Raw genomic sequence first — 13158 nt, 5'->3', positions numbered from 1 at the left:
GGAATGGACGCATTGACCGATCAGATCGGAGGCGGCCACGACGCTGCGCGCTGGTCCGCCGACGAGTTGGCCATGCTGACCGTGTGCGACCTGCTGGAGCGCCAGGCCGCGCGCACGCCGACGGCCCCGGCGCTGGTGCAAGGCGCCCGGCAGATGACCTATGCCGAACTGAACGTGCGCGCGAACCGGCTCGCCGATCAGCTCATGTCGCGCGGGCTCGGACCGGGCGACATCGTCGCGATCGCGCTGCCGCGTTCCTTCGACATGGTGATGGCCATTCTCGGCGTGCTCGGCAGCGGCGCGGCGTATCTGCCGCTCGATCCCGCGTATCCCGCCGACCGGCTCGCCTTCATGTCCCGCGATGCGCGGCCTTCGTGCGTGCTGACCAGCACGGCGCTCGCCGCCGAACTGGCCGATGCAATGAAGGACATACCGATACTGCATCTGGTCGATCTGCCCGCCAACGATCACTGCGCCGAAAGCGAAACGGCCGTTCGCGGCGGCGCGCGTGCGCAGCCGCTCGATGCAGCCTATGTCATCTATACGTCGGGTTCCACAGGCCGGCCCAAAGGTGTCGTCGGCCTGCACGCCGGTCTGGTCAACCGCCTGTGCTGGGTTGCCGCGACGTATGCGTTCGCGCCCGGCGAAACGGTGCTCGCCAAGAGTTCGATGAGCTTCATCGACGGCGCCACGGAACTCCTCGCGCCGCTGATCGCCGGCGCGACCGTCGCACTCGCCGATACGCACGTCGCCCGCGATCCGGCGCTGCTGGCCGCCGAGATCGCGCGGCTGGACATCGGCCGCATCACGGTCGTGCCGAGCCTGCTCGCCGCCCTGCTCGATCAGCCCGATCACGCCGCGCTGAACCGGTGCCCGCTCTGGATATGCAGCGGCGAACCGCTGCCGCCTGCGTTGGCCGCGCGCTTTGCCGCGCGCGTGCCGGATGCGCGTCTGGTGAATTTCTACGGCTCGTCGGAAGCGAGCGGCGACAGCCTGCACGCCATCGCCACGCTGGAGAACGGCGCGCCAATCGGCCACGCGCTCTGGAACACCTCGGCTTACGTGCTCGACGAAAGCCTGCGGCCCTGTGCCGACGGCGAAGCGGGCGAACTTTACCTCGCCGGCGCGGGACTGGCGCGCGGCTATCTCGGACAGCCCGGCCTGACGGCGGAGCGCTTTCTCGCCGATCCCCATGGTCCGCCCGGCTCGCGGATGTATCGCACGGGCGACCGCGCGCGACGGCGCGGCGACGGCGAGATCGACTATCTCGGCCGTGCGGACCGGCAAGTCAAGATTCGCGGCTTCCGGGTCGAGCCCGGCGAGATCGAGGCAGCGCTGCTCGCGCACAGGCAGGTTGCGGCGGCGGCCGTGGCCTTGCAGGAGGATGAGCGGCTCGTCGCTTATCTCGTGCCCGCGGCCGGATACGACGAAGCCACCGTGCGCGACGCGCTGGCGCGGCGGATGCCGGACTACATGTTGCCGTCGTCCTTCGTTGCGCTGCCGGTGCTGCCGCTGCTTCCCAACGGCAAGCTCGATCGCGCCGCCTTGCCCGCGCCACGACGCGATACCGCTCGCGGCCCGGCGGGCCGAACGCCCGTCGAGATCGAACTCGCGCGCCTGTTCGCCGACGTATTGCGGCTGGACACCGTAGGCATCCACGATGATTTCTTCGCGTCCGGCGGCCATTCGCTGCTTGCGGCGCAACTGGCGAACCGGATACGCGCCGTACTGAAAGCCGATGCGAGTGTCAGCGATGTATTCAGCGCACCCACCGTCGAACGGCTCGCGGCCTTGCTCGCAAGCGGCGGCGCGCGACGCCCGCGCCTGGCAGCGGCGGATTCGCGCGCGCACGCTTGCGTGTCGGCGGGTCAGCAGGGACTGTGGTTTCTGGCGCGGCTGGGACGCGGCGACACCGCCTACAACCTGCCTTACGCCTTCGACCTGACGGGACCGTGTGACTTGCACGCGCTGCGCCTCGCGCTGCTCGACATCGTCACGCGTCACGAAAGCCTGCGCACCCTCTTTCGCGATACGGACCAAGGCGTGGTCCCGCATCTCCTGACCGCCGATGAGCCAGATGACCTGCTCACCGTCGCCGACTCGACGCCTGCCGAACTCGATCACGATATCGCCGCCGAAGCCGGCGCACCGTTCGACCTGGCAAACCGGATTCCCTTCAGGGCGCGCCTGCTGCGCTGGGCGCGCGATCGCGCGGTGCTGGTGTTCAACTTCCATCACATCGCGTTCGATGGCGCGTCGCTGGCACCCTTTCTGCGCGACCTGTCGACCGCATATACGGCGCGGCGCGGCGGCACGCAACCGGACTGGACGCCGCTGCCGGTGCAGTACCCCGATTTCGCACGATGGCAGCGCACGCTGCTCGGCGCATCCGATGAAACCGGCAGCCTCGCGCATCGGCAACTCGCATACTGGCGCGATGCGCTGGTCGACCTGCCGGATGAATTGCCGCTGCCGCGCGTACGCGCACGACCCACCGATGGATTAGGCCGCGCCGAGCGCATCGCGTTTCGCATCGATCCGGCCTTGCATCGCCGCGCGGCGCATTTCGCGCAGGCTCATCACGCCACGCTCTTCATGGTCCTGCAGAGCGCGCTGGTCGCCGTGTTGCGGCGCTTCGGCGCGGGCACGGACGTGTTTATCGGCACGCCGGGCGAGGGGCGTTTCGACGAGCAACTCAAGGACGTCATCGGCTACTTCGTGAACAGTCTGGTGCTGCGCGTCGATGCGAGCGGCCAACCCACGTTTCGCGAACTGCTCGCGCGCGTGCGCGCTGCCGATCTCGCCGCCTACGCGCATCAGGATGTGCCGTTTTCGAGCATCGTGGAGACGCTCAATCCGCAGCGCAGCGTCGCGCGCCATCCGCTGTTTCAGGTTGCGCTGACGCTCGAATACGGTGCTGACGCGCCACTCGCGCTGCAAGGCATGAACGCGCTGCCCCGCGCGATCGGCAACGCGGCGGCGAAGTTCGATCTCGCGTTCGAACTCGTCGCGCACGTCGGCGGGGTCATCGAAGGCAGCCTCGAATTCGCCGCCGAGCTGTTCGATCCGGCGACGGCGCGCCGCATGGCGTCCGCGTTCCAGGGTCTGCTCGATCAGGCCATCGGCGATCCCGACGCGAGCATCGGCCAACATACCGTACTCGCGGCCGATGAACGCGCCGCGACGCTCGCGTTCGGCGCACCGTCGCCGCAGCGTCGACGGCAAGCGCAGTCGATCCCGCAACGGTTCGCGCAGATCGTCGAGCGGCAGCCCGACGCCATCGCCTTGCGTAGCGGCGAGCGCGCGCTGACGTATCGCGAGCTCGACCGAATGTCGAACCGGCTGGCGCATCGGCTGCGAGCGCATGGCGTCGCGCGCGAGACGCGCGTCGCCGTCGACATGGCGCGTTCGCTGGAACTGATCGTCGCGACGCTCGCCATCCTGAAGGCGGGCGGGTGCTATCTGCCGCTTTATCGCGGTCAGCCGCCGGAGCGCCGGCAGCGCATGCTGGACGACACGCGCACCGCGCTGGTCCTGCACGACGCCGGTCTCAGCACCGGCGATTGGCCCGTGGCCGCGCTGCACATCGATTCCGCGATGCTCGCCGAAGGCGACGACCGTCCCGTCGGCATCGACATCGCGCCGCAGTCGCTCGTCAACATCATGTACACGTCCGGCTCGTCCGGGCTGCCCAAGGGCATCGAACTGACCCACGCCGGTATCGTCGACATGGCGATGGACCTGCTGGACTTCCCGCCGCAATGCGTGCTGTTCCAGTCGTCCTATGCGTTCGACGCCAGCAGCTACGAAATCTGGAGTGCCCTGTTGCGCGGCGACCAGCTCGTCGTGGCCGCGTGCGAGCAGTTGACGCCTGCGGACCTGCGCCGCGAAATCGCCACGCACGGCGCGGGCAATCTCCTCCTGACGACGAGCCTCTTCAATCTGCTGGTCACGGAAGATCTGGAATGCCTCAGCGGACTGCGCACGATCCTGACCGGCGGCGACACGGCGTCGGTCGCGAGCTTTCAGCGAGTTTTGCTGCGTTTTCCGGAGATAACGCTCCTGAACTGCTACGGCCCGACCGAAACCAGCGTGTTCGTCACGAGTTTTCGGGCGACGCCTGACAGGCGGCTGCGGCATCCGGTTCCGATCGGCGCGCCGCGCGCATCGGCACGGATTCTTGTGCTCGATGACTTCCTGAACGTCTGCCCGATCGGCGTCGCGGGCGATCTGTACATCGCAGGGGATGTCCTCGCGCGCGGTTATGTCGGCCTGACGGGCATCACGGCGGAGCGCTTCGTGGCCGATCCTTACGGTCCGCCCGGCGCGCGCATGTACCGCACGGGCGATCTCGCGCGCTGGAACGAGGCGGGAGAACTCGAGTTCGCGGGCCGCGCCGATCAGCAAGTGAAAGTGCGGGGACTGCGCGTCGAGCCGGGCGAAATCGAAACCGCGCTGTCCGAGCAGCCTTCGATCCGGGCGTGCGCGGTGCTGGCGCAGCAGGACGGCGCCGCCAGCCGCCTGATCGCTTATGTCGTCGTGGACGGGCAGTATGACGAAAGCCACGTGCGCGCGGCGCTGCGGCAGCGTCTGCCCGACTACATGATGCCGGTGGGCTTCGTTCGGCTCGACCGGCTGCCGATCACGCGCAACGGCAAGCTCGACCGCAAGGCGTTGCCCGCGTTCCAGGCGCGGACGTCCGCGACGCGCGAGCCGGCGACGCCGCGCGAAGCGACGCTGACGAAGTTGTTCGCGGACGTGCTCGGCCTCGCATCGGTGGGCGCGGACGATGGCTTCTTCGCACTGGGCGGCGACAGCATTCTGTCGATCCAGCTCGTCAGCCGCGCGCGCAAGGCGGGACTCGTGCTGACGCCAGCCGACGTCTTTCGCGAAAAGACACCGGCGGCGCTCGCGGTCGTCGCACGCGAACCGAACATCGAGCCACAGCCTGCCGACGCTTCGTGGCCGGGCGTGCCCCCTGCGGTCGTCGCGGCGCTGCGAGCCGACCTACCCGCCGCGACGGAAATTCTCCCGCTCGCGCCGTTGCAGCAAGGCCTGCTGTTCCACGCGATGTTCGATGCCTCCGGCCCCGACCCGTATATCGTGCAACTGGTGCTCGACTTCGAAGGCAAGCTGGACCGGGACAGGCTGCGCGCCGCCATCGACCGGCTGGTCGAGCGGCATGACGCGTTGCGGGTCAGTTTCCACGCCGTCGACGGGCGCGTCGTGCAGGCGTTGCACCGTGCTGTCGCCACACCTTGGCGCGACGTCGATCAACATGAAGCGCTTGCGGACTGGCTTGCGCAAGACCGCGAACGGCGCTTCGACCTGACTGCCGCGCCCTTGCAGCGCGCCGCCCTGCTGCGGCTGGGCGACGGTCTTCATCGGCTGGTGCTGAGCCTGCATCATCTTTTGATCGATGGCTGGTCGATGCCCGTCATGGTGTCGGAATTGATGCGGGCTTACGCGGGCGAGCCGCTCGGCCTCGCGCCGCCGTTGCGCGATCAGTTCGTGTGGCTGGCGAAGCAGGATCGCGAGAGCGCGCGCAACGCATGGCAAGCGGCCTTGGCCGGGCTGGACGGGCCCACGCGTCTCGTCGCGAGCGCCGATCCCGGCATCCATGCCGCGCGGCAACGGTCCGTCACCGGCAATCTGGATGCGGACGCGACTGCGCATCTGCAAAACTGCGCGCGCCGTCTCGGCCTGACGCTGGCGACCTTCGCGCAAGGCGCGTGGGCGATTCTGCTCGGCCACCGGACCGGGCGCGACGATATCGTCTTCGGCGTCACGGCGGCCGGACGGCCGGCCGAGCTACAGGATGTCGAGCGGCGTGTCGGCCTGTTCATCAACACGCTGCCGCTGCGCGCGACACTGCGCGCCGACGAAACCATCGCGCAGTTGCTCGAACGCATCCAGCGCGACCAGTCGGCGCTGCTGCCGCATCAGCATGTCGGATTGACGGAGGTTCAGGCGCTCGTCGGGCACGGCGAACTGTTCGACACGCTGATGGTGGTCGAGAACTATCCCGTTGCGCACACGCAAGGCGAGATCGACGGCGTCGCGCTGACGGGCATGACCGTCGACGACACGACGCACTATCCGGTCAGCGTGATGGTCACGCCGGGACGCGAGCTGGAGTTGCGGATCGATCATCGCGTGGAGCTGGTTTCCGGCGACGACGCGCGGCGGCTGCTCGCCGCGCTCATGCAGATCCTGCGGACGATGGCCACGCAGCCCGACAGTCGGGTGGGACGCATCGATCTGCTGTCGCGCGACGAACACGATGAAATCCGTCGCTGGAACACGACCGCGCATCCCGTCGCTGAAGCCGATGTCGCCACGCTCTTCAGCGCGCAGGCTGCGCGCACGCCGGACGCCATCGCCGTGATGCAGGGTGGCGAGCGGCTGACGTACCGCGAACTCGAAGCGCGCTCGAACGCGCTGGCGCATTTGCTCGTCGAGCATGGCATCGGGCCGGAGCGCGTTGTCGCCCTGACGATGCAGCGCACGCCCGACATGGTGGTCGCGATGCTCGGCGTGCTCAAGAGCGGCGGCGCGTATCTGCCGGTCGATCCGCACTATCCGCAGGCGCGCATCGACGCGATGCTCGCCGATGCGCGGCCCGCGCGCACGCTCGCGGCGTTGCCCTCGCTCGCGGGCTGGCCGACCGGCACGCCGTCGCGCATCGTCGCGCCCGGCCATCCGGCCTATGTCGTCTATACGTCGGGCTCCAGCGGCAAGCCGAAGGGCGTCGTCGTGACACGCGCCGGCATCGCGAGTCTGGTCGGCGCGCAGGCCGCACGCTTCGGCATTACGGCGGCATCGCGCGTGCTGCAGTTCGCGTCGCTTTCGTTCGATGCCGCCGTGTCCGAAGTGCTCGTCACGCTGTTGCGCGGCGCGCGGCTCGTACTGGCCGATCCGGCGTTGATGTCGGCGGAGCGTCTCGCCGGGCTGATTCGCGAGCAGGAGATCACCTGCGTGACGCTGCCGCCCGCGCTGCTCGCGGCGATGGACCCGGACACGATTCCCGCCGCGTGCACGATCGTCACGGCGGGCGAAGCCATCACGCCCGACACCGCCGGACGATGGTCGAACGGGCGGCGGCTCATCAACGCTTACGGACCGACCGAAGTCACCGTCTGCGCGACCATGAGCGACGACCTCGCCGGCCCGGTCGCGCCGCCGATCGGACGGCCCGTCTGGAACAGCCAGATTCACGTGCTCGATGCCTGCCTGCGATCGTGCGGCGCGGGCGTGACCGGCGAACTCTACGTCGCCGGCGCGGGGCTCGCGCGCGGCTACTTTGGGCGGCCCGATCTGACGGCCGAGCGCTTCGTCGCCAATCCGTTCGGCGGGGCCGGCACGCGGCTGTACCGCACCGGCGATCTCGCGCGCTGGCGGACCGATGGGCAACTCGAATTTCTCGGCCGTGTCGACCAGCAAGTCAAGTTGCGCGGCTTTCGCATCGAGCCGGGCGAGATCGAAGCGGCGCTGATGGAACACGATGGCGTGCGCGCCTGCGCCGTCGCCGTGCGCGAGCGGCAACTCATCGCTTATGTCGTGCCGGCATGGGCTGTCGATGAAACCTCGCTGCGCGCAGCCGTGGCGAGCCGCCTGCCCGAGTACATGACGCCGTCGGCGTTCGTCGTGCTCGACGCGCTGCCGCTCACGCCCAACGGCAAGCTCGATCGCCGCGCGTTGCCTGCGCCGTCGCGCGCGGCTGCGTCGGCGCGGCGCGTCGCGGCGACGCAGCGGGAAGCGCTGATCGCACAGCTTTTCGCCGATGTGCTCGGACGCGAAGACGTGCAGCCCGACGACAGCTTCTTCGCGCTGGGCGGCGACAGCATTTTGTCGATCCGCTTGGTGAGCCGCGCGCGTGCCGCCGGACTCGATCTGAGCCCGGCGCATGTGTTCCGGCACAAGACGCCGGCCGCGCTGGCGCGGATCGCCGGTGCGGTTCAGGATGTCCTGAAAGCCCCGGACGACACGGTTGGCCGCGTGCCCGCCACGCCCATCATGCGCTGGCTGATGGCGCGCGGCGGTGCGACCGGCGCATTCAGCCAGTCGATGCGCGTGGCCTTGCCGGACGGCGCGCGGCACGCCCCGCTAGCGCAGGCGCTGGATGTCGTGATCGCGCGGCATGCGCTGCTGCGGGCGCGCGTGATCGACGGAGAACTCGATACGGCCGCGCGCGCCGCCGATGCGCAAACCCTGTTGCATCGAATCGACGCACGCGACTGGACCGATGCCGATATCGATCGCCACATCGCTCGCGAGCAACACGCGTCCGAACGATGGCTCGCGCCGCAGCAGGGCCGCGTTTTGCGCGCGGTGTGGTTCGACCGGGGCGCGTCGGCGGGTCTGCTTCTGCTCACGATCCATCATTTCGTCGTGGATGGCGTGTCGTGGCGCATCCTGCTCGACGATCTGGCGCAGGCCTACGCACTCGCCGCGCAAGGCGAGCCGCCCGCGCTGCCGCCGGTGCCGACGTCGTTTCGCCGCTGGGCGCGCCACCTCCACGACGACGCGCATAGCGCGCGGCGCGTGGCCGAACTCGATCGCTGGCGATGGATTCTGTCCGCGCCCGATACACCGCTCGGCGCCCGCCCGCTCGATCGCACCGACACATTCGCGAGCGCGCGCCGCGTGAGCTCCGTGCTCGACGCCGCGACGACATCGCGTCTGCTCGGCAGCGTGCCCGCGCTATTCCGTGGCGGCGTCAACGACGTGCTGCTCGCCGGCTACGCGCTCGCCGTATCCGGCTGGCGCGGCGATACGCGCCCGGTCCTGCTCGATCTCGAAGGACACGGGCGCGAGCCGGGCGAAAGCGGTCTCGATCTGTCGCAGACGGTGGGCTGGTTCACGAGCCTTCATCCCGTGCGCATCGATCTCGACGGCGTCGAGCCCGGCGCGGCGCTGGTGAAGCGAGTCAAGGAAGCGCTGCGCGCGCTGCCCGACCACGGCATCGGCTACGGCCTGCTGCGCTATCTCAATGCGCGTACCGCGCCGGAACTGCAAGGCGCGCACGCGCAACTGTCGTTCAACTATCTGGGCCGCTTCGGCCGCTCGGGCGGCGCGTGGACTTCGATCGGCGGCCTGTCGCTCGAAGGCGGCGACGATGCCGATGCGCCCTTGTCCCATGCGATCGCGCTGGATGCGCAAGTCGTCGACGGCGACGAGGGCGCGCGCCTGCACGCGCACTGGACCTTCGCCGGCGGCCTGTTCGACGAGGCCTCCATCCGCGAACTGGCACGGCGCTGGTTCGACGCATTGCGCGTCACCGCCCGGATCGAAACCGGCGGACTGACGCCGTCCGATCTCGGCGCCGCGCTCACGCAAGCCGAGATCGATGCGATCGAGGCCGCCGCGCCCGGCACGCAGGACATCCTGCCGCTTCTGCCATTGCAGGAAGGATTGCTGTTCCATTCGCTCTACGATGCGTCCGGCCCCGATCCCTACATCGCGCAGATTTCGCTCGCGCTCGAAGGACGAGTCGACGCCGCGCGTCTGCGGGCCGCGGCGGATGCGCTGCTGGCGCGTCACGAAGCGTTGCGCGTCAGCATTCGCACGGTGAGCGGCCGGCCCGTCCAGGTGATCGCCGGTGCGCTGAGCGCGCCGTGGCGCGAGACGGATGTATCCGGCGCGGATGATGTCGCCGGGGCGCTTTCGGCCGTGCTCGCGTCGGAGCGCGAGCGCCGCTTCGATCTGACGCGCGCGCCGCTGCTGCGTTTCGCGCTCGTCCGAACCGGGCCGCGGCGGCATCGGCTGGTCATGAGCAATCATCATCTGCTGCTGGACGGCTGGTCGATGCCGATTCTGGTGTCCGAACTGATGTCGCTGTATGCGGGCGACGCGCTCAAAAGCGGTCTTCCGTTGCGCGACCAGCACGCATGGCTGACGCGTCAGGACAAGGCGGCGGCGCGCGCGGCATGGCGCGAAGCGCTGCGCGGACTCGACGGACCGACCCGGCTGAGCCGCCCCGACACGGGTTCGCATGCGCCGGACGTGCGCACGGCCCAAAACGAGCTGTCCGAGGTGCTGTCGGAGCGGCTCGCCGCGCTGGCGCAACGTCTCGATGCGACCTCCAGCACGATCCTGCAGGGTTGCTGGGCCGTGCTGCTCGCGCGGCTCACGGGACGCGCGGACATCGTGTTCGGCATCACGGTGTCGGGCCGTCCCGCCGAGCTGCCGGAGATCGAGCGGCGCGTCGGCCTGTTCATCAATACGCTGCCGCTGCGCGTCACGCTCGATCCCGGCGAGCGCTGGCCTGAACTGTTCCGGCGCATGCAGGCGGCGCACGCGGACCAGTTGCCGCATCAGCATCTCGGCCTGACGGACATTCTGGAAGAGTCCGGACACGGCGAGCTGTTCGACTCGCTGCTGATCGTCGAGAACTATCCGATGGATACCGTCTGCGCCACCGATTCCACTGATGAACTCGCGATTGCGAGCATCGACGGATACGACGGCACGCATTATCCGGTGACGCTCGTCGCGATTCCGGGCAAGCGCATGACGCTGCGTCTCGACTGCCGGGCCAGCCAGTTCGATGCCGACGCGACGCAATCGCTGCTGGACAGATTCGTGCGCGTGCTGGAGCACGTCGCGGCGACGCCGGACGTCGCGATCATCGCCCGCGATCTGCTCGCGCCCGCCGAAGCCGAACGTCTGGACGCGTGGAACCGCACGGCGCGCGCGCTTGCCGAAGCGGACGTTGCGACGCTGTTTGCGCGGCAGGCGCGCCGCGCGCCGGACGCCATCGCGGTCATGCAGGGCGACGCGCACTGGACTTACGCCGATATCGAGCGGCGCTCGGATCGGTTCGCGCAGACAGTGATCGCGCAAGGCATCGGGCCTGACGATCTGGTCGCGCTGATCCTGCCGCGCACGCCCGACATCGTGGTGGCCGTGCTCGGCGTGTTGAAAAGCGGCGCGGCCTTCCTGCCGATCGATCCGGCTTACCCGCAGGCGCGCATCGCGGCCATGCTCGCCGACGCGAAGCCCGCGCTGGTCGTCGAAAGCCTTGGCGGGATTGAGGTCGATGGACACGCTGTCGCGCCCGCTTCCCGCGCGGAAAATCTGGCCTATGTGATCTACACATCCGGCTCCACCGGCACGCCGAAGGGCGTCGCGGTGACGCGCGGCGCGCTGCTCAACCTGCTCTCGGCGATGCAGGACCGCATGCGCCTGAAACCCGGCGACCGCCTGCTCGCGGTGACGACGCTGGGTTTCGATATCGCCTGCCTCGAATTGCTCGGTCCGCTGCTCACGGGCGCGACGATCGTGCTGGCCTCGTCCGACGACGTCAAGGATCCGCGCCGGCTCGCGCGCCTCGCCGGTTCATCGCGCGCGAACGTGATGCAGGCGACGCCGACGCTGTGGGACGCGCTGCTGCACGAAATGCAGGACATGCCGCACGCGGGCTTCACGCTGGCGCTCACAGGTGGCGAAGCGCTCTCCACGCGCCTCGCCGAACGGCTGCACGCGCACGCCCAACGCGTGATCGATGTCTATGGACCGACCGAAACCACGATCTGGTCGACCTCGGCGGAACTTGTCGCGCAAAGCCCGGGAGCGGTGATCGGACGGCCGCTTTGGAATACGCGCGTGTACGTGCTCGATCGCTGGCTGGGCCGCTGCCCGCCGGGATCGGCCGGCGATCTGTACATCGCGGGCCGGGGACTCGCGCGCGGCTATCTCGGCAGGCCCGATCTCACCGGCGAGCGCTTCGTCGCGGACCCTCACGGCGCGCCGGGCGAACGCATGTATCGAACCGGCGATCTGGCGCGCTGGTCCGCCGATGGCGAACTGGAATTTCTCGGCCGCTCCGATCATCAGGTGAAGATACGGGGCTTTCGCGTCGAGATCGGCGAGACCGAGGCCGCGTTGCGTGCGCAGCCATCGGTGCGTGACTGCGCGGTTGCGCTGATCGACGGGCAACTGGCCGCCTATCTCGTCGCCGGCACGGATTACGACGAAACCCGCGTGCGCGCCGCGCTTATCGGCAGCCTGCCCGACTACATGGTTCCAGCGATCTTCACGACGCTCGACCGGCTGCCCGTGACGCTGAACGGCAAGCTCGACCGTGCCGCGCTGCCGGCTCCGGCGCGCGCGCCGCGACGCTTCCACGCGCCGCGCAACGCCCGCGAAGCGGAACTGGCTCAGCTCTTCGCGCAGACGCTGGAGCGCGACGCCGTATCGATCGACGATAACTTCTTCGCGCTGGGCGGCCATTCGCTGCGCGCGGCGCGCCTCGTCAACCGCATCCGCGACCGGATGGGCGTGGACGTCGGCATCCGCATGCTGTTCGAAGCGCCGACCGTCGCCCAGCTCGGCGAGCGGCTGCGGCATCGTCACGCGCCGGATGCGCTCGCGTCCCTCTTGCCGCTGCAGCATGCGAGCGCCGCCGCGCCGCTCTTCTGCGTGCATCCTGGCTACGGCCTGAGCTGGTGCTATGCAACGCTCATTCCGCATCTCGGCGTCGATGTTCCGCTGTACGGCCTGCAATCGCCGATGCTGATCGGCGAGGCCGCGCCGCCTTCGGTCGCCGGGCTCGCGGACCGGTATATCGCGCATATCCGCACGATTCAGCCGCGCGGTCCGTATCGGCTGATGGGATGGTCGTTCGGCGGGCTGGTCGCGCATCAGATCGCGACGAGCCTCGAAGCGCAGGGCGAAACCGTCGCGCATGTCGTGCTGCTCGACAGCCATCTGCCGCGCGGCCTGCGGCACGAAACGCTCGCGCCGGCCACGCATCTGGGCAATGTCCTCGCGATGATCGGCTATCCGTTCAGCGAGGCGTCGCCCGGCGCGCTGCAATGGGAGCGCGTGATGGAGCATATGCGCGCCATCGAAAGCCCGCTCGCGCACATTCCGCAAAGCGCGTTGCCGGCGCTGGTCGAGGTGACGGCCTGTCATGCGACACTTGCCGCGTCGTTCCGGCCCGCACCGCTCAGCGCGCCGATGACTTTCATGCGCGCCACCGCTACCCTCACTAACGAATCCTCGTTGGGCGCATGGCGGGCGAGCGCCCGTGGCGCGCTCAACGTGATCGATGTGCCGTTTGAACACGACCACATGCTGCGAGCCGACGCGCTCGCGGTCATCGGACCGGTCATTCGTGATCTATTTGCCAATCGGGTGAGACACAGTGAATGA

1 protein-coding gene and 1 pseudogene are annotated in these 13158 nt (G+C 69.1%); both read left to right on the top strand.

What is annotated here, in order from left to right; genetic code table 11:
• Nucleotides 1–3 precede the first annotated feature (3 nt).
• Nucleotides 4–1536, top strand: a pseudogene (locus AWB80_RS45740) (amino acid adenylation domain-containing protein); the annotation flags it as partial.
• Nucleotides 1537–1545: 9 nt separating this feature from the next.
• Nucleotides 1546–13158: an amino acid adenylation domain-containing protein gene (locus tag AWB80_RS03760; RefSeq protein WP_482764095.1), complete on the top strand. Its 11613-nt coding sequence runs from the start codon at nt 1546–1548 to the stop codon at nt 13156–13158.

The sequence above is a fragment of the Caballeronia pedi genome (assembly GCF_001544915.2).
In the GTDB taxonomy this organism is placed as follows: Bacteria; Pseudomonadota; Gammaproteobacteria; order Burkholderiales; family Burkholderiaceae; genus Caballeronia; species Caballeronia pedi.
The sequence above is the reverse complement of the archived record's forward strand: the minus strand, read 5'-3'. Positions and strand labels throughout refer to the sequence as shown.